Consider the following 17456-nt stretch of genomic DNA (forward strand, 5'->3'; position numbering starts at 1 on the left):
TGGGGTGGGAGAGTAGGTTGCTGCCACGGTTCTTCTTCCGGGAGGGGGAGGAGGGGAGGGTTCCTTTGGGGGTTCTTTCTTCTTTCTCCTCCCGTTTTTCATGTGCGGGCTTGTGAACAAGTGAAAACTCTCTGGGTATCCCATTCCAGGTGTGAGAAAAGATCGGTCCCGATGGAATATGGGCTGCTGAAGGCATTGGTCACTCCTACTTTGGTGATGGACGTCAACACCATGTCGTAAGCTGGAGGGTACGAGTACTACGACGCGCTGCTACTGGTCAGGGTGGCAGCGCTTTTGATTGTTGACGGACGGGTTGGATGACTGAGGACAGCCGATCGGGAGACCACGAGGGCCCCGGAGCCGATGAGCGCGGCGGTTACCGCTCCGGTGGGCCTGGTGGTCGGGACCGAGGTGACGGAACCCGATCCCGGTCCGGCTACAGCGGTTCGAGAGACCACAGGGGCCGCGGCGAACGTCGTGAGGGTGACCGCAGGGACGGTCGCGGGGGCTACCAGGGTCGCGACGACCGTCGCGGCGGTGGTGGCTTTCGTGGTCGAGATGACCGGGATGACCGCCGTGGAGGCCGTCGCGATGACCGGGGTGGTTATCGGGGCGGGGAACGCCGGGACGAGCGGGGTGAGGGCCGGGGCGGCTTCCGTGACCGGGATGACCGCCGTGGAGACCGTCGGGACGACCGGGGTGGTTATCGGGGCGGGGAACGCCGGGACGAGCGGGGTGAGGGCCGGGGCGGCTTCCGTGACCGGGATGACCGCCGTGGAGACCGTCGGGACGACCGGGGTGGTTATCGGGGCGGAGATCGCCGGGACGACCGCCGTGACGGGGGGCGTAGAGAGGGCGGCTTCCGTGGTGGTGACGACCGTCGCGGCGGTGGCGGCTATCGGGGGCGTGGCGACGACCGTCGTGGGGGTTTCCGCGGTCGTGATGATCGTCGGGGCGGTTACCGGGGACGCGACGACCGTCGCGGTCCGCGCGAGGAGCGCGATCCGGCCGACATCGCGCCGCAGCTCCCCGAGGAGATCGACTACTCCCAACTGGACCCCGAGAGCAAGCGTGACCTCAACTCCCTGCCCAAGTCGCTGGCCGAGTTGATCGGTAAGCACATGGTCGCCGCCGGCATGTTCATGGACGAGGATCCCGAACGGGCCTACACACACGCGGCCTACGCCCGTCGCAAGGCCTCCCGGGTACCCGCGGTACGTGAGGTATCGGGGGTCGCCGCCTACACCATGGGTAAGTGGCAGGAGGCACTGTCGGACCTACGAGCCGCACGTCGCATGAGCGGCCGTGACAACTTCCTCGCCATCATGGCCGACTGTGAACGCGGTCTGGGGCGTCCCGAGCGGGCATTGGAGATCGCCGACGATCCGGCGGCCAAGAACCTGGAGGCCGCAGACCGTATCGAGCTGCGCATCGTCGCGGCGGGAGCCCGCCGGGACATGGGCGACACCACGGCCGCCCTGGCCGAGCTCCAGGTGCCCGAGCTCAAGGAACGGCGTGCCCGTCCATGGGTGGCTCGACTCTTTTATGCCTACGCCGACGTCCTGGAGGAACTCGGCCGCGAGGACGACGCTCGAGAGTACTTCTCGCGTGCCTCGGCCGTGGACAGCGAAGGGGTCACCGACGCCGACGAGCGTCTTGCGGCGCTGGAGGGCATGGAACTGGTCGACTACGACGTCGAGGACGGCATCGTCTGGACCGACGCCGAGGAGTACGAACTCCCCGAGGAGGCGGAGGAACGGGCCGTCACGGAAAGGCCCGCGGACAGAGGCCGGGACGAGGGCCACCGCGACCGCGAACGCGGTCGAGAGGAAGGCCCTGACGACGGCCGGGCAGAGGACTGATCTCCTTCCACGGCACCGACGGACCGGCACCCCCGAGCGACGCGGCACCGCTCGGGGGTGCCGTCGTGCACATGGGGACCCTCCCCCGTAGCCACGACTCGGTGGTCTGCCTGACCTACGTGGGTCGCCGGCCCCTGCTCGTACGCCACAGGCAGCGCGCCTGGGAGTTCCCCGGAGGACACGCAGAACCGGGGGAGAGCGTGCGCCAGACCGCTCTTCGTGAGGCCAGGGAGGAGGCGGGGGCCACCCTCGGAAGAGTGGACCCCGTCGGCTACTACGTTCTGTCCGGCGGACATGTCACCGTGGTCACCCACGCACAGGTGACCGGACTGGCACCGCTCACCGGGGAGTTCGAGACGGTGGAGGTGCGGGCCTTCGACGTTCTCCCACCCGACGAGGAACTCTCCTGGTCGGACGGCCTCTACGCCCATCTGCTTCGGAAGCTGGGACTGCCCGGGGCGCCTCCCCCGGGCCCGTGAACCTTCCGACCCCTTCCCTCAACCTCCGGTCGCCCGGCCGCCGATCCGTTTGACGTACTCGCCCTCGGTTCCCGCCGTCCTGTACCCGAGCCGCTCGTTGATGGTCAGCATCGGCCTGTTGTCCGCGTGGTTGCCGGTGTAGGCATGCGTGACACCGCGCTCCCGGGCCCGGTGCAGGGCCACGGCCTTGGCGTATCCGGCCAGTCCCCGGCCCCGGTACTCCCGCAGGGTGCCGGTCATGGACGACTCCATGCGGGTGCCGTCGGAGGCGTAACAGGTGATGGCCGCGGGCGTCCCCTCGACCAGTACGAGCAGGCACAGGTCCAGGGCGGTGAGCGGGTGCCCCCACACGTTGGCCCGCCACTCCCCATAGGACGGGAACCAGTGGTCTCCGCCCGGCTCGTCCAGGGTGGTGAGTCTGTCGATCTCGTAGATCGGTCGGGGATCGTCCGCGTAGTCGGAGAAGGGGCGCAGTTCGACCCCGGCGGGAGCGGTGGGGAGGTCCGGCAGCGAATCCAGTTCCAGACCCAGGATGCGGTGGGTCTCCGCCAGGACGTACCCGCGACCCAGCACCACTCGCCGCAGTGCCTCCCCGCCGACCTGGACGGCCTCCTCGGAGGTGAACGTCCGCAGCACCTCGGCCCCCTGGGAGACCAGGTCCTTCTCGGAGACGTCGAGCAGGTGATCCGCCAGGTCCGTGTCCCTGTGGGAGTCGTCGACGGTGGTGAGGACGGACATCCCCCGGGTCGATCCGGCGTCATCGGTCAGCAGGACCGAGCGTACGAAGCCGACCACGGACCCGCCCTCCAGCGCGACGAAGGTGTTCTCCCCGCGTTCGGTGGAGGGGCGGTCGTGACGCCAGAGCATGGCCTCCTCGGTCAGCACACGGCAGGGGTGGGACCGGCGCAGGAGCGGAAGGACCAGGGGGACGTCGGATCTTCGCATGGGACGGATCTGGATCGTCATGCGGCGAGACTAGAGCGCGGCCCTCTCGGGCCGCACCTGGTTTTCCCGCACCCGGTGTCCGCCCTCAGGAAAGGCGCTCCTCCCGGGCCTCACGCTCGGCCTTCTCCTGGGCGAGCCTGTCGAGCCAGTGCACGATGCCCGACACGTTGGCCTCCGGGCCGCTGAGGGTGTCCAGGATCTCTCCGGTCCCCGACGACGCCTCCGGCGGAAGGGGACGGTATCGCGCGACCACCTTGTCCCGGACCATGGCGATCGCGTGGTCCAGGTCGCCGGTGCTCCCGTGCGCCTCGCGTACCGTCTCCACCCACAGCCGCAACTCGGCCTCGGCCTGGTCGATGGTCTCCTCGACCGTACCGACCGCCCCGAAGTGGGAGAACATCAGCCTCTGGGCGCCGATGTCCCCGAAGAGCCGCAGGGTCGCCAGGCACGCCTCCATGTCGAAGTCCGGCGGCGGGGTGGCGGGGACGACGTCACCGGTGAGCGGCTTGTACATCCCCAGTGCGTCGCCGACGTACAGATCACCGGTGAGGGTGTCGACCAGGCCCATGTGGTGTTTGGCGTGACCGGGCGCGTAGTGCGTCACCAACCTGCGTCCCCCGCCCAGGTCGATCTCCCCGGTCTCGCCCACCGCACGGATCCGCGCGGCCTCGGTGGGACGCATCATCCCGAACAGGGTGTCCAAACGGTCGCCCCACACCATGGCGGCGCTGCGCATCAGCCGACTCGGGTCGGCGAGGTGACGGGCGCCGCGCTCGTGCACCACGATCTCGGCGTTGGGAAAGAGCGAGGCCATGTCGCCGGTGCCTCCGGCGTGGTCCAGGTGGATGTGGGTCACCACGATGGTGGCCAGGTCCTCGGGGGCAAGTCCCAGGCCGGTGACCGCCTCGTGCAGGACTCGGGCGGAACCGGCGGTGCCGACCTCGACGATGCAGGGCCGCTCGGAGCGGATGAGGTAGCTCGACACGATTCCCGGGTACCCGGCGAGCATCGTGTCGATGGCGAAGATGTCGTCGCCCAGAGGGACGATCCCCTCGGGCGGACCGCTCGCGTCCACGTCGTCGTGCACTGCTGGTACCTCTGTTCCTCGGTCGTCGTGCGGTTCGACGGAGCCGAACCGGAGCGCATCCGACTCTAGGACAAAGGTCCCTTCACAGGTCGGGGCGGGGTGGTCCGGTCGTCCACAGCTCCCACGAGGGTCTTCTGTCCGAACCCGTGTCCGGGGATCCTGAGAACGGAGCACAGCGCCCTCACACCCGTGGCCGGTCCCGCACTCGCCCCGATCCGCGTCCGTCACCGCGTGGTGCCCCTTCCTCGTCGCCCACTCCCAGTCAGGACGTATGCATGCAGCAGGACACTCTCGCCCCGACCTCGGACGATGTTCCCCCTCCGCCCCGGCGGCATGACCCGAACGGAGAGGAGGGTTCCCCGCGCCCTGGAGAACGGGGACCCGACGGTCCCGTCGGCGCTTCGGCGGTCGCGCCGGAACGCGCGGAGGCCGACCACCGCAACGAGATCCTCGTGGCCGGGCGGATCACCGCACGGCCTCACATCCGTGAGCTGCCCAGCGGAGACCGGTTGGCCACCTGGCGGGTCTGCGTCGTCCGGCCCGACGACAGTCGTTACGGCGGGCGCCCGGTCGACTCGATCACCTGCACCAGTTTCGACCCGTTCCTGCACGAGCGGATCCGGTCCTGGAAGCCCGGCGACGTGGTGCGGATGACCGGGGAGTTGCGCCGCCGCACCTGGCGCGGACGCGAGGGCGTCGTGCGCAGTGTCTGTGAGGTGGAGGCGCGGACCGCGACGTTGGTCCGTGCGGCAGGGGGAGACGGGCGGGTACGGCGGTGAGGGCCCGGTTCCGATGCACGGACTCACCAGCCCAGAAGGGCCAGCGCCTCACGTGCGGCCGTGCCGGACGGGTCCACCCCCGGGGCCGCCCACACCGCCACGCACAGTGCGCGCAGTCCGTCCAGACGGTCTCCCGCCCCCTCCAGCCTCGGTACTCCGTCGGTGACGGTCACCGTCCACCCGTTGCAGCGGGTCCGCCTCCCCTCCCGGGAGACCTTCGGGTGGGTGTGGTTCATGCCGGACAGGTCCCAGGCCAGGTACCGGGGACGTTGATGTTCGGGCGCGGCCAGGAGGTCCAACGGGGTGGCCACCCCGGACAACACCAGGAGTCCGGAGGCTCCATGGACGGTCGCCCCCTCGATGTCGGTGTCCAAGCGGTCGCCCACGATCAGCGGGTTGCGCGCACCGGTGCGCAGAATGCCCTCCTCGTGCAGGGGGCGCATCGGCTTGCCCGCGATGACGGGTTCGACCCCGGTGGCGTTGACGATGACCTGGACGAAGGAACCGTTCCCCGGCGTGATGCCCCACTCGCTGGGGGCGGTGGCGTCACCATTGCTGGCCACGTAGAAGGCTCCGCGCCGGACCGCGAGCGCGCCCTGGTCGAGCAGATCCCGGGTCATCTGCCGGGAGTAGCCCTGGACCACGGCCACCACCGACTCGTTGTCGACCGACACCGGGCGCATCCCCCTTCTGCGCACCGCCTGGCGCAGCGCGGTGTCGCCCACCACCAAGACCTGGGAACCCTGGGGATGGCGTTCGCCGACCAGGCGGGCGGCGGCCTCCGCGGAGGTCACCACGTCCTCGGGGGAGGCCGCCACGCCAAGGTCGGTGAGGTGTTCGGCGATCCGTGCCGGGGTGCGTCCGGCGTTGTTGGTCACGAACGCCACCCGGGCGCCCGCGGCCCGTGCCTTGCCCACCGCCTCGGGCGCCGCGGGGACGGCCCGGGAACCGATGTAGACGACCCCGTCCAGATCCAGGAGCATCGCGTCGTGGATCTCGTTCAGGGGACGTTCTGCGAAGAGCAGGGACATGGAGGAGCACCCGTTCCGTATGGCTGGAGTGGTCACCTACCAGGCTATGGCCGAGGTCCGCTCGGCCGTGACCGCCCACCCCGGGACACGAGATGCGCCGCGTCGCGCCGGAGACGGCGCGCATCCGCCCCCACTCCCGTGGGGGACCGATCCTGGTGGGCCCATCACAGGTCCCGTTCCACGCCGAGCCGGCGGGTCGCGAAGGCGACGGACTCGGGAAGGGAGAACAGTTTCGCGGTGGCCTCACCGACGGGCCCCGACACCACCGCTCCGGTGTCCTCGAAGTCGACGCCCAAGCGCCCGAAATCCTCCGAGTCCAGGCGCACGTCGGTGAAGGTGACCCACTTTCGACCGCCGTCCGGTGTCAGGACCGCGCATCCGGACTCCTCCTCCAAGGGGCGAGGGAGCCGGTACTCGGCCAGGTGGAAGGCGGTGCAGGAGTCGAACCCCGCTCCCAGCAGGAGCACCCGGGCCCCGACCTTCTCCATCGCCGCGAGAGGGGAGTCCTCGCCCAGGCGGCAGTCCACCGGATGGTGCTCCAACAGAGCGCGGGCGCGTGGTCCCAGGGCCGCGAAGGAGGTCTGCGGGTGGGGACTGCGCACCGCCCCCGGCCAGGTCCGTACCATCTCGGGGATACGCCCCATGGACCTGCTCGGGGTGAGGCGTGGGTCGAACCCGGGCGTGTGTGCGCGGATGAGAGGCCACCAGTCCTCGGGGACCGGCGGGTCGCGCCACTGGGCGGGGTCGGTGTTGTCCCCGGTCTGGGTCGGCACGACGAGGGTGCCCTCACTCCCCAGCACGTCCAGAAGGGCCTGGACGACCGCTTGCGCCCCGCCGCACACCCAGCCCAGAGCGCTGAGGGAGGAGTGCACCAGGACCGTGTCGCCGGGGGTGACCCCCAGCGAGGCCAGATCACGGGACAGGGACTTTCGGGTCTGTGGGCGCCGGGGGACGTTCACCGTGGTGGGCACGCGATGGACTCCTCACGTCGAGGGCGGGGTGGCACTATCATTCCGCACCTCTTCTCCGGAGGCCGGCGTATTTCCCAGGGCCGGCGAAGTCGGGGGGCGAGCACCATGTCCTCGGCTCCCGAGCGGGGACGGGAGACGGAGTCCGACCCCTCTGTGGGCGGGGGCGGCCCCGCCCACAGAGAACGTTCCGGGTCGGTGGGGTCCCTTGGTCGCCCACGCGGTGTGGTCGGCCCCGCTCAGTCCAGGACCCGCATGACCAGGCCGGTGCGCGGCTTGGGTCCGAAGGAGGTGGACTTGCGTGGGGTCAGTTCCCCCCGCTCGGCCACCGCGTACACCTGTTCCACGCGCAGCGGGGGCACGATGACGGCCGTGCCTCTTTCCTCACGGGCCGCGGTGAGGGCCTCGGCGGGGGTGTCGTGCACCATGCGCACCGTCTCCTCCGGTGTTCCCCACAACGGCATCAACACCTCGTGCAGGGCGGCCGTCGGCAGGTGGCGCCATGCGGGGGAGTGGTCGGGCATGGCCTGTGCGAGGACGTCCTCCTCGAAGTCGTGCACCAGATACGCCTCACCCGACGCCGAGACCAGTACGAGGGCGGGTGCCTCCGTCTCCTCCAGAGCGTGGACGAAGGGTTCCGGAGAGGCGGCGGGGAGGGGGTCGACCGTGGCCACCGTCCGTGCCTCCACGATCGCCCGGTCCGTGTCGAGGGCGGGCAGTACCCGGTGGATGGCGCCCAAGTGGGGTGGGTGGGTGTCGCTGTCCACCAGCAGGGCCAGGCCGTACCGCCAACCCGGGTCGTCGTACTCGGCGTACAGACGTCGGTAGGCGGCGTAACGGTGGTGTCCGTCGGCGATCAGGGCGGACCGGTGCCTCAGATCCTCGGAGATCCGACGCAGTTCGCCGGGGTCGGTCAGGGCCCACAGGCGGTGTTCGGCCCCGTCCCGGGTGCGTGTGCACACCAGGGGGTTCTCCTCGACGGCCTCGGTGGCGGCGGAGGCGGTCCCGCCTCCGCCGCGGTAGACCAGGAAGATCGGTTCGAGGTTGGCGCGGGTCAGGCCCATGAGGTCGAACCGGTCGCGCACCGGCGGGTCGGCCACGTCCTCGTGCGGGCGTACGGCGGCCTCGGTCCCCTCCTCGGGCAGTCGTAGGTTGCCCACCAACCCGCGTTGGCGTCGTCCGTCGGCGGTGACCTGTTCGTACACGTACAGGGCCGGTCGCTCGTCCAGGGCCAGCACACCCTCGGTGATCCAGGTGTGCAGCAGGTCGGCGGCGGCACGGTAGTGGCGGGGCACGGCCCCTCCCGGGGTCTGCCTGCTCAACGCGAAGGGCAGGGTGACCCTGGCCGCGTTGTGAGGATCCGAGCGTTGTAGTTCGCGTGCTTCCCTGACGTCGGGGATGTCGTAGGGCGGCGCCAGGAGCCGAGAGAGGTCGAACTTCCCGTCGATGAAGCGACCCACGTCCGGATCCGCGTAGCGCAGACCGCGGAAGGGGACCAGTTCGAGAGGTTGGCGTGGCATCCCAGCACGGTACCCGTCACGGGCCGCTCCTCGCCCGACCCGTGAGACGGCGGGCTCAGAGGAACCGACGCACGCGCAGCATGTCCCCGACGCCGGCCTCCACCCTGACTCTGCGGCCGAGCAGGGCCTTGGCCACGTCCAGACGGTCCTCGGCCAGCGCGACCAGGTCGTCGCTGCCCACGGTGATCCTCACCTGGGGGCGGGGCGCCGGCCGATGGTCGGGGCGATGGGTGACGTCGACCAGGCCGTTCAAGGTGAGCCGCATCTCGAAGACGGTCGCCAGGTCGGGGACCACCACGCTCACGGAGCGCTCGCGGATGTGCTTGCGACGTTCTTCCTCCGATCGGGCGAGTATGCGCTGATTCAGCTTCTCGATACCGGCCAGGCACGCGTCGATGCTGCTCATGGGCACATCATGCCCCAAACGCGAGGTTGCGGAGCCCACGCGTGCCCTGAGGACGAAGGAGCCGACCTTCCGCGTTCGCGTGTCAACGGCCGTTCCGTCCCGGTAGCGTTGGCAGGGACCCCCCGTCGCGCAGCGCCTCCCGGCTTCCACCTTCGCGGTCTCATCAAGGAGCACGTCAATCATGGTCGTCGACGCGGTACGTACCTACTTCGATGCCGCCAGTGGCCTCACCGAACTCTCTCGCAAGCAGGCCGTGGCCGCGGCCAAGACCCTGTTGAGGGCGAACGGCCCGGTCGCTCCGGTCACGGGGGAGGGCGAGGGGATTCCCTCGCGGGTGGGGCAGAGCATCCAGGCCTTGGCCGGTGAGCTCGTCGAGACCAACCGGTCCAACCGGGAGGCCCTCGCCGACCTGGTCCGCCGTGAGGTCGAGCGCCAGTTGGAGAGCATGGACGTCGTTCCGCGCGCGGAACACGAAAGGCTCGTGCGTCGGGTCGCCGAACTCGAACGTCGATTGGCCGCCCGCCACGCCGTCGAGCGGGCCCTGGGCGCCACCGGTACGGGTCCCTCCTCTCCCGTGGGCGCCACGGCCGGCCTGCCGAACGTCACCGCCTCCCTCGCCAAGGCGGCGGTGGGGGCAGGCGTCGAAGGGACCTCGGAGCAGGTGACCGCGACCTTCGAACCGACCGTGGAGCGGCCCGGAGAGGACTCGGAGCAGGCCGAGAAGCCGGGCGCAGAGGGAACGGTCGCCGAGGGGGAGGACGGGCGGACCGGGACCGACGAGGGCGCTCGGGACGGGACGGGGAAGGACGCCCCCGCCGCGACGGAGAAGAAGACGTCCGCCAAGTCCAGACCGCGGGCCGCCGCCAAGAGTCCGACCAAGAACGCCCGGACGCGTTCGGGCGCCAAACGCACCACCAAGGGCAAGGGCGCGGCGAAGAGCTGACGTCTGCCATGGGACGAACCCGTACCGTCCGCCGAACCGTGGAGAAGAGCCATGGAACCCGAGGAACAGGCCGAGGCACTGGCCGAGCAGACCCTGCGCAGCACCAGGGAGCGTCTGGAGGGGCTGGACTCGGTGCCCACCGCCGAGCACGTCGTGGTCTTCGACACCGTGCACCAGGAGCTCTCCGGGGTGCTCGGAGCTCTCGACCGCAATGCCGAGGAGCAGGAATGATCCCGGTCGACGACGGCGTACCCGCGTAACCCCGAACGACCCCCGGTAGTCTAGGTGACCATGGCAAAACGCACCCGGCTCGACGCGGAACTCGTCCGCCGCGGGCACGCACGCTCACGCGGGCACGCAGCCGAGATCATCGAGGGCGGCTTCGTCAAGGTCGCGGGGGTGGTGGCCTCCAAGGCCGCGACCCAGGTCGGTCAGGACCAGCCCATCGTGGTCCGCCCGCCCTCCGACGAGCCGCCCTACGTCTCCCGAGGCGCCCACAAGCTCATCGGCGCACTGGACTCCTTCTCCCTCGACGTCGCCGGCCGTCGGGCCCTGGACGCGGGGGCCTCCACCGGTGGCTTCACCGATGTGCTGTTGCGTCGTGGGGCCGCCCAGGTCATCGCCGTCGACGTCGGTTACGGCCAGCTCGCCTGGTCCCTGCGCAGCAACGACCGAGTGCGGGTGATGGAGCGGGTCAACGTTCGCGAACTCACCCCGGAGCAGATCGGCGACCCCTGGCCCGACCTCGTCGTGGGCGATCTGTCGTTCATCTCGCTGCGCCTGGTGCTGGAACCGCTCAGGGCGTGCGCGGCCCCCGGCGCCGACTTCGTCCTCATGGTCAAGCCCCAGTTCGAGGTCGGCAAGGACCGGGTCGGCGCCGGCGGAGTGGTCCGCGATCCGCGGCTGCGCGCCGAGGCGGTCTCGGACGTGGCGGCCCATGCCCTCACTCTGGGGCTGGGGACCGTCGACGTCACCGCCAGCCCGCTGCCCGGGCCTTCGGGCAACGTCGAGTACTTCCTGTGGATGCGTGAGGACGCCCCCGCTCTGGAACCGGACGCGCTGACCCGCGCGGTGGACAGAGGCCCCCGATAGCGGCCGTGGCACCGTGTCCTTGGAGTCCGATACCGTGACCCGGTCGGGTCGTAGAACGCCTCGGCCGGCATCAAGGCTCCCACCGGGGGAGTGAACGTGAGGGGACGGAGATGACCAGCGGACGTAGTGTCCTTCTGCTGGCCCACACCGGTCGGCCCGCGGCGATACGCAGTGCGAGGCTGGTCCACGGGAGCCTCAGCCGCGCCGGCCTGACCGTGCGCATGCTCAAGAACGAGGTCGAGGAGCTGGCGGCGCAGGGCTGTGTGCTCTCCCCCATCGAGGTCGTCGAACCGGGCGGGGCGGCCGAGGGCGCCGAACTGGTCATGGTGCTCGGCGGCGACGGGACCCTGCTCCGGGCCGCGGAGACGGCGCGTCCGGCCGGGGTGCCCCTGTTGGGCGTGAACCTGGGGCACGTCGGGTTCCTCGCGGAGGCCGAGCGTGAGGATCTCAGCGAGACCGTGCGCAGCGTCGTCGACCAGGACTACGACGTCGAGGAGCGTATGACCCTGGAGGTGGCGGTCCTCAACGGCGGTCGCGGCGACGAGTCACCGCCCGTACGGACCTGGGCGCTCAACGACGCGACCCTGGAAAAGGGTGAGGCACGCCGCATCCTGGAGATGGTCCTGGAGGTGGACGGCCGTCCGTTGTCGAGGTGGGCCTGTGACGGGGTGGTGTGCGCCACCCCCACCGGTTCCACCGCGCACGCCTTCTCCGCGGGGGGCCCGGTGGTGTGGCCGGACGTCGAGGCTCTGCTGGTCGTGCCGATCAGCGCGCACGCCCTGTTCGCCCGACCTCTGGTGGTGGGTACACGGGCCACGGTGGCCCTGGAGGTGGTTCCGGACGCTGCGCCGGGCGTGCTCTGGTGTGACGGACGGCGTATGGTCGAATTGCCCCCAGGGGCGCGAGTCGAGATCACCCGTGCGGACACGCCGGTCCGGTTGGCCCGGTTGCACCGGGCACCGTTCACCGACCGGCTGGTGGCCAAGTTCGGACTGTCGGTCGCGGGCTGGCGCGGACGGAGCGAGCACGGCCGCTGATCGGGGTCGCACGTCCTGGCGCGCGGTGCGTCCGTGCGTGTGCACGCGTGGAAGTGGCGTCAACTATCAGGAGAGGGACCGGTGCTCGAAGAAGTCCGCATCCAGGGACTCGGGGTCATTGACGACGCCGTTTTGGAGTTGTCACCGGGGCTGACCGTCGTCACGGGCGAGACCGGCGCGGGAAAGACCATGGTCGTCACCGGGCTCGGACTGCTCTTCGGTGGTCGTGCCGATCCTCAACGCGTACGTCCGGGCGCCGATCGGGCCGTGGTGGAGGGAAGGCTCGTGGTGCCCTCCGGTGGTCGCGTGGCGGCCCGAGTGCTGGAGGCCGGCGGTGACATCGACGACGACGTCCTGATCCTCACGCGTACGGTCTCGGCGGAGGGTCGTTCCCGGGCCACCCTCGGCGGTCGTTCGGCTCCGGTGAGCCTGCTCGCCTACCTGGCCGAGGACCTCGTGGCGGTGCACGGTCAGTCCGATCAGCAGCGTCTGCTGCGCACCGACCGGCAGCGTTCGGCGCTGGACCGTTTCGCGGGTGGGGATCTGGCCAAGGTCCTCAAGCAGTACACGGTCGCCTACCGCCGCTACCGCGAGGTGTCCGAGGAACTGGAGGAGCTGGTGCGGCGGGCGCGTGAGCGCGCCCAGGAGGCCGACATGCTCCGGTTCGGGCTGGAGGAGATCGCCTCGGCCGAGCCCCGGCCGGGCGAGGACGCCGAACTCCTGGCGGAGGAGACGAGGCTGGCGCACGCCGACGGTCTGCGCGTGGCCGCCACCACCGCACACGAGGCACTGGCCGGGGACCCCGCCTCGGACGTGGAGATCGACGTGGCCGCCCTGCTCTCGACGGCACGCCAGGCCGTGACCGCCGTGCGTGAGCACGACGCCGACCTCGCCGCCATCGGCGACCGTCTGGACGAGGCGTCCTACATCCTCTCCGACGTGGCGACCGAGTTGGCCTCCTACGCCGAGTCGGTGGACGCCGACCCGGGTCGTCTCGCCGAGGTGCAGGAGCGCCGTGCGCTGCTCACCTCGCTCTCGCGCAAGTACGGCGGGACCACCGACGAGGTGTTGGCCTGGGCGGAGAACGCGACCAAGAGGCTGGCCGACCTGGAGGGCGACGACGAGCGTATCGACGCCCTGCGAACCGAGGTCGAGGAGCTGCATGAGCGCATGGAGCGGACGGCGGTCGAGTTGACCGATATCCGCACCGCGGCCGCCGAGCGCTTCGGCGCGGCGGTCACCGAGGAGCTGACCGCGCTGGCCATGCCGCACGCCCGTGTGAGCGTGCGGATCACCACGGGTGAGGAGTTCGGCCAGTACGGTCGTGACGAGGTGGAGCTGTTGCTGGCCCCGCACCCCAGTTCTCCGCCGCTGGCACTGCACAAGGGGGCGTCCGGCGGTGAGCTCTCCCGCGTGATGCTGGCCATCGAGGTGGTCTTCGCCGGCGCCGACCCGGTGCCCACGTTCGTCTTCGACGAGGTCGACGCCGGAGTGGGCGGTAAGGCCGCGGTGGAGATCGGTCGCCGTCTGGCCCGCCTGGCCCGACGGGCCCAGGTCATCGTGGTCACCCACCTGCCGCAGGTCGCGGCGTTCGCCGACGCCCATCTGGTGGTGGAGAAGTCCACCGAGGGTCTGGTCACCGAGAGCGGTGTGGTGCGGTTGGACCGGGGCGGTCGGGTCCGTGAACTGTCGCGGATGCTGGCGGGCCTGGAGGATTCCGAGCTCGGTCGCGCCCACGCCGAGGAACTGCTCACCAACGCCGAACCGGAGCGTGCCTACCCGGCGGCCTGAACAGAGGCGTCGCGTTCGTTCACCACCCTTTCCGTCGCCGGGCGTGGAGGTCCGCGTCCCTCGGGGCGAGGACGGCCACGCCCGTTTCCCTTTTGTGTGATCCGAGACCGTTTCGGGGTAGTGGCCGCTCCACGGCGGCCGTTCGTCGTCCCGCGGGCGCACGGACGGCGGCCCTGCCCCTGAACACGCCGACCTCACAGTTGTGATTACTCTGCGTAGTATAGTTCTGACAGTATGCCAGCGATGAAGGTATCGGATGCGCTAAGCGCCACAGTCTCGCGGTTCCGCCGCACCCGGGCGGACGCTCCCACAGGGCTGGTCGCGCCCGTCCGTTCGGACCGGCGCACCAAGAACCTGACCAAACGCCTACGACCGGGCGATATCGCGGTCATCGACCACGTCGACCTGGACAGGGTCAGCGCCGAGGCCCTGGTGAGCTGCGGGGTCTCCGCGGTGGTCAACGTCGCCACGAGTATCAGCGGCCGTTATCCCAACCAAGGCCCGGAACTGATCGTGGAGGCGGGTATCCCCCTGGTCGACGACGTCGACCCCGAGGTCTTCACCCGGGTCCGCGACGGCGAGCGGCTTCGTCTGGAGGGTGCCACCCTCTACCGAGGGGAGGAGGTCGTCGCCCGCGGCTGTCTCCAGGACGCCGTGACCATCAGCGCCGCCATGACCGAGGCCCGGGCCGGGCTCGCCACCCAACTGGAGGCCTTCGCGGCCAACACCATGGCCTACCTCCAGCACGAGCGCGACCTGTTGTTGGACGGTATCGGCATTCCCGCCATCGAGACGGACATGGAGGGCCGTCACGTCCTCATCGTGGTCCGCGGCTACCACTATCGGGAGGACCTGGCGGCCCTGCGGCCCTACATCCGCGAGTTCCGTCCGGTGATCGTCGCCGTGGACGGCGGGGCGGACGCGGTCATGGAGGCGGGGTACCGACCCGACATCATCGTCGGCGACTTCGACTCGGTGTCCGACCGGGCACTGGCCAGCGGAGCGGAGTTGGTCGTACACGCCTATCGGGACGGCAGGGCCCCCGGGCTGCCCCGGCTCACGGATCTGGGGTACAACGCGGTGGTCTTTCCCGCGACCGGCACCAGCGAGGACGTGGCGATGATGCTCGCGGACGGTTCGGGCGCCGCGCTCATCGTGGCGGTGGGCACTCACGCCACCTTGGAGGAGTTCCTCGACAAGGGCCGTTCGGGGATGGCCAGTACCTTCCTGACGCGCCTTCGGGTGGGCGGCAAGCTGGTCGACGCCAAGGGCGTCAGCCGCCTGTACCGCTCCCGTATCTCCCCCTGGGCGTTGGCCGGCCTGGTGGCCGCCTGTCTGCTCACCATCGTGGTCGCCGCGTACAGCTCACCGGCGGGCCAGGTCTACCTCACCTTTCTCGCGGCGCGCTGGGACGCGTTCGCCTATTGGCTGACGGGACTGCTCACGTGATCGATTTCCGCTATCACCTGGTGTCCATCATCGCGGTGTTCCTGGCTCTCACCGTGGGGCTCGCCTTGGGGACCACGATGCTCCAGGACCCGCTGCTCAACACCTTGCAGTCCGAGACCGCGGACCTGCGCGGTCAGACCGAGGAGCTGCGCAACGAACGCGACGTCGCCGACAAGGTCAACGCCGGCGCCGACGAGATGGCCGAGGCGATGTCGAAGGACGTGCTCTCGGACCTGCTCACCGGCCTCGGCGTGGTGGTGGTGAGCGCTCCCGGCGCCGACGAGGAGATGATCGAGGCCCTGAACGGGCGAGTGGAGGAGGCGGGCGGCGAGGTCGTCGGTCGGGTCCAGATCTCCGAGACGTTCCTGAAGGCGGGCAACGCCACCTTCGTCGACGAACTGACGATGCAGATCGCACGCGAACCCGACGACCTCACCGGAAGTCCCTACGAGAAGGCGGGTGCGGAGATCGGCCGAGCCCTGGCTGTCCCGAAGAAGGGCGAGGACACCGGCACGGAGGAGGGCACCGGGTCCTCCTCCGAGGCCGACGACGCCTCGGGGGAGACCGGTCGGGAAGGCGAGGGGGAGACGGTCGACGACGCGCCCACCGACGGAGGGGAGGGCGACGGGGAGAACGGCGGAGACGAGGACGGCGATCATGACCGTGAGGCCGTTCTGGAGGCCTTCTCCGAGAGCGGTCTGATCAAGGTCGAGGACGATCCCGCCGGAGCGGCGGACGCCCTGATCGTCGTCGCGCCCGCCGCGGGCGCCTCTCGGGACGGGGACGAGCCGGAGTCGTCCAACGCCGTCCTGGCCGCCATCACCACCGCCCTGCACAAGAAGGTCGACGCCACCGCCGTGGCCGGCGACGGACCCTCCGGCCGTGGCCACGGCCTGCTCGCCCAGGCACGCTCCCAGGAGGCCCCCTTCGCCACGGTGGACACGGCCGGAAGGCCCATGGGTCAGGTCGTCACGATCCTGGCCTTGGCCGAGAACCTGGAGAAGAAGGGACGGGCCTACGGCATCGGTGAGGGTGTGCACGGCTTTCTGCCCGACCCGCTGCCCGAACGCCGTGAGGACGATGACTCCTCCGCACCGGAGGCCCCCGACACGAGGCCTTCCGAGAACGGATCGGACGACGCCCGCCGTGCCGTCCAGGACGAGGAGTGATCGTCATGCTCTTCGCCGCTCCCCGTTCCCCGCGGTCACTGGCCCAGGGCATGGCCGGTGCCCTGCTCGGCGCCGCCACGGCATCGGCCGCCTACGCGCTGCTCACCCGTTTCCGGGCCCTGCCGATGCCGCCCCGACCGGGGGAAGGCCGCACCGGTGAAGTGATCGTGCCCCAGCCCCGCTCCGAGCCCCGACCCGAGCCGGCCATGGCGGGCGCCGGCGGCCGTTCGACCCCCGGTTCTCGGACGTCGGCCTCCACCCGTGGGAACGTCTCGCTCCGATCCACCGGTGCCGACCGCTTCGACACGACCGCCCCGGACGTCCCCGCCGCGCAGACGGAGGACCGCTGGCTGCGCACGAACTTCCGCGGTCGTACCGTCACCCTTCACCAGGGTTCCGCCCTGGCGTGCGGGGTGTGCGCGGCCACCCTTCTGGTGCCCGGACCCACCACACGGGTACGCGCGGCGTGCGCACTGGCCGCCGTGGGCGCCGCGGCCTTCGGGGTCTACGACGACCTCGCCGGATCGACCCGCACGCGCGGACTGCGTGGCCACCTCGGAGCGCTCGCGCGGGGACGGGTCACCACCGGCATGGTCAAGATGGCGGGGATCGGTGCCACCGGAGTGGCCGCCGCGGCGTTGCTGCGGCGTTCCCCACTGGACACACTGCTGGACGGTGCGCTCATCGCGACCAGCGCCAACCTGCTCAACCTGTTCGACCTGCGCCCCGGCCGCGCGGCCAAGGTCGCCCTGATCGCCGCCGTGCCCGCCCTGGCCTCGCCGGCGGCGCCCCTGTTCGGTCCCGCCGTGGGCGCCTCGGCGGCACTGCTGCCCGACGAACTCGCCGAACGCAGCATGCTCGGTGACGGGGGCGCCAACGCCCTCGGCGCCGCGCTGGG

General features: G+C 70.6%; 19 protein-coding genes. 12 read left to right on the forward strand and 7 right to left on the reverse strand.

The annotated features are described in order from the left end of the window. Positions 1-196, reverse strand: a 196-nt coding sequence (locus tag PFX91_RS22675) for a hypothetical protein (protein WP_285735114.1), incomplete at its 3' end; no start/stop codon positions are given. A 200-nt stretch (positions 197-396) separates the two neighbouring features. Here PFX91_RS22675 and PFX91_RS22680 point away from each other — a divergent pair. The 3 genes from PFX91_RS22680 to PFX91_RS22690 all read left to right on the forward strand — a co-directional run bounded on the left by PFX91_RS22680 (position 397) and on the right by PFX91_RS22690 (position 2341). Continuing rightward, complete coding sequence (locus PFX91_RS22680) at positions 397-1110, forward strand: hypothetical protein (protein ID WP_285735116.1); 714 nt, start codon at positions 397-399, stop codon at positions 1108-1110. Further along, positions 1107-1862, forward strand: a complete 756-nt coding sequence (locus PFX91_RS22685) for a hypothetical protein (protein WP_285735118.1) — start codon at positions 1107-1109, stop codon at positions 1860-1862. Before PFX91_RS22680 ends, PFX91_RS22685 begins: the two co-directional genes overlap by 4 nt. Positions 1863-1927: 65 nt before the next feature. Then, the gene (locus PFX91_RS22690; RefSeq protein ID WP_285735120.1) at positions 1928-2341 is read left to right on the forward strand and encodes an NUDIX hydrolase; all 414 of its coding nucleotides are present in this window, start codon (positions 1928-1930) and stop codon (positions 2339-2341) included. Between the two features lie 18 nt (positions 2342-2359). On the opposite strand, the gene PFX91_RS22695 is transcribed toward PFX91_RS22690, so the two are convergent. Both PFX91_RS22695 and PFX91_RS22700 read right to left on the reverse strand, forming a co-directional pair. Next, positions 2360-3307, reverse strand: a complete 948-nt coding sequence (locus tag PFX91_RS22695; protein ID WP_285735122.1) for a GNAT family protein — start codon at positions 3305-3307, stop codon at positions 2360-2362. Positions 3308-3371: 64 nt separating this feature from the next. After that, entirely contained in the window at positions 3372-4373 is a 1002-nt protein-coding gene (locus PFX91_RS22700; protein ID WP_285735124.1) for an MBL fold metallo-hydrolase, read from the reverse strand. A gap of 275 nt (positions 4374-4648) precedes the next feature. On the opposite strand from PFX91_RS22700, the gene PFX91_RS22705 reads away from it, so the two are divergent. Continuing rightward, entirely contained in the window at positions 4649-5152 is a 504-nt protein-coding gene (locus PFX91_RS22705; RefSeq protein ID WP_352231716.1) for a single-stranded DNA-binding protein, read from the forward strand. A 23-nt stretch (positions 5153-5175) separates the two neighbouring features. On the opposite strand, the gene PFX91_RS22710 is transcribed toward PFX91_RS22705, so the two are convergent. The 4 genes from PFX91_RS22710 to PFX91_RS22725 all read right to left on the reverse strand — a co-directional run bounded on the left by PFX91_RS22710 (position 5176) and on the right by PFX91_RS22725 (position 9077). Further along, complete coding sequence (locus PFX91_RS22710; protein WP_285735125.1) at positions 5176-6183, reverse strand: HAD-IIA family hydrolase; 1008 nt, start codon at positions 6181-6183, stop codon at positions 5176-5178. Positions 6184-6347: 164 nt separating this feature from the next. Further along, complete coding sequence (locus PFX91_RS22715; RefSeq protein WP_285735126.1) at positions 6348-7154, reverse strand: AAC(3) family N-acetyltransferase; 807 nt, start codon at positions 7152-7154, stop codon at positions 6348-6350. A gap of 236 nt (positions 7155-7390) precedes the next feature. Then, the gene (locus PFX91_RS22720) at positions 7391-8671 is read right to left on the reverse strand and encodes a DUF1015 family protein (RefSeq protein WP_285735127.1); all 1281 of its coding nucleotides are present in this window, start codon (positions 8669-8671) and stop codon (positions 7391-7393) included. A gap of 55 nt (positions 8672-8726) precedes the next feature. Continuing rightward, positions 8727-9077, reverse strand: a complete 351-nt coding sequence (locus tag PFX91_RS22725; protein WP_285735128.1) for an SCP2 sterol-binding domain-containing protein — start codon at positions 9075-9077, stop codon at positions 8727-8729. A 181-nt stretch (positions 9078-9258) separates the two neighbouring features. Between PFX91_RS22725 and PFX91_RS22730 the strand changes: the two genes are divergently transcribed. From PFX91_RS22730 to PFX91_RS22765, 8 genes are all read left to right on the forward strand, one after another. Then, a complete protein-coding gene (locus PFX91_RS22730) occupies positions 9259-10020 on the forward strand; it encodes a coiled-coil domain-containing protein (RefSeq protein WP_285735129.1) in 762 nt (253 codons plus the stop codon). 51 nt (positions 10021-10071) lie between these two features. After that, a complete protein-coding gene (locus PFX91_RS22735; RefSeq protein WP_285735130.1) occupies positions 10072-10251 on the forward strand; it encodes a hypothetical protein in 180 nt (59 codons plus the stop codon). A gap of 60 nt (positions 10252-10311) precedes the next feature. Further along, positions 10312-11112: a TlyA family RNA methyltransferase gene (locus tag PFX91_RS22740; protein ID WP_285735132.1), complete on the forward strand. Its 801-nt coding sequence runs from the start codon at positions 10312-10314 to the stop codon at positions 11110-11112. A gap of 110 nt (positions 11113-11222) precedes the next feature. Continuing rightward, entirely contained in the window at positions 11223-12149 is a 927-nt protein-coding gene (locus PFX91_RS22745; protein WP_285735134.1) for an NAD kinase, read from the forward strand. 81 nt (positions 12150-12230) lie between these two features. Continuing rightward, entirely contained in the window at positions 12231-13940 is a 1710-nt protein-coding gene (gene recN, locus PFX91_RS22750) for a DNA repair protein RecN (protein ID WP_285735136.1), read from the forward strand. Positions 13941-14183: 243 nt separating this feature from the next. After that, entirely contained in the window at positions 14184-15389 is a 1206-nt protein-coding gene (steA, locus tag PFX91_RS22755) for a putative cytokinetic ring protein SteA (protein WP_285735138.1), read from the forward strand. Next, positions 15386-16558 carry a copper transporter gene (locus PFX91_RS22760; protein ID WP_285735140.1) on the forward strand — a complete coding sequence of 391 codons (1173 nt, stop codon included), beginning with the start codon at positions 15386-15388 and terminating at the stop codon, positions 16556-16558. The genes steA and PFX91_RS22760 overlap by 4 nt, the downstream gene beginning before the upstream one ends. Before the next feature lie 5 nt (positions 16559-16563). Further along, a partial coding sequence (locus PFX91_RS22765; protein ID WP_285735143.1) for a hypothetical protein occupies positions 16564-17456 on the forward strand: 893 nt, incomplete at its 3' end.

Origin of the sequence: Nocardiopsis sp. ATB16-24, from assembly GCF_030271535.1 — a bacterium.
Lineage (GTDB): Bacteria > Actinomycetota > Actinomycetes > Streptosporangiales > Streptosporangiaceae > Nocardiopsis.

Coding starts and splice junctions, on each gene's coding strand:
- PFX91_RS22735 (WP_285735130.1), top strand. CDS start 10,072: ATGGAACCCGAGGAACAGGCCGAGGCACTGGCCGAGCAGACCCTGCGC.
- PFX91_RS22705 (WP_352231716.1), top strand. CDS start 4,649: ATGCAGCAGGACACTCTCGCCCCGACCTCGGACGATGTTCCCCCTCCG.
- PFX91_RS22725 (WP_285735128.1), bottom strand. CDS start 9,077: ATGAGCAGCATCGACGCGTGCCTGGCCGGTATCGAGAAGCTGAATCAG.
- PFX91_RS22710 (WP_285735125.1), bottom strand. CDS start 6,183: ATGTCCCTGCTCTTCGCAGAACGTCCCCTGAACGAGATCCACGACGCG.
- steA (WP_285735138.1), top strand. CDS start 14,184: ATGAAGGTATCGGATGCGCTAAGCGCCACAGTCTCGCGGTTCCGCCGC.
- PFX91_RS22740 (WP_285735132.1), top strand. CDS start 10,312: ATGGCAAAACGCACCCGGCTCGACGCGGAACTCGTCCGCCGCGGGCAC.
- PFX91_RS22720 (WP_285735127.1), bottom strand. CDS start 8,671: ATGCCACGCCAACCTCTCGAACTGGTCCCCTTCCGCGGTCTGCGCTAC.
- PFX91_RS22745 (WP_285735134.1), top strand. CDS start 11,223: ATGACCAGCGGACGTAGTGTCCTTCTGCTGGCCCACACCGGTCGGCCC.
- PFX91_RS22730 (WP_285735129.1), top strand. CDS start 9,259: ATGGTCGTCGACGCGGTACGTACCTACTTCGATGCCGCCAGTGGCCTC.
- PFX91_RS22695 (WP_285735122.1), bottom strand. CDS start 3,307: ATGACGATCCAGATCCGTCCCATGCGAAGATCCGACGTCCCCCTGGTC.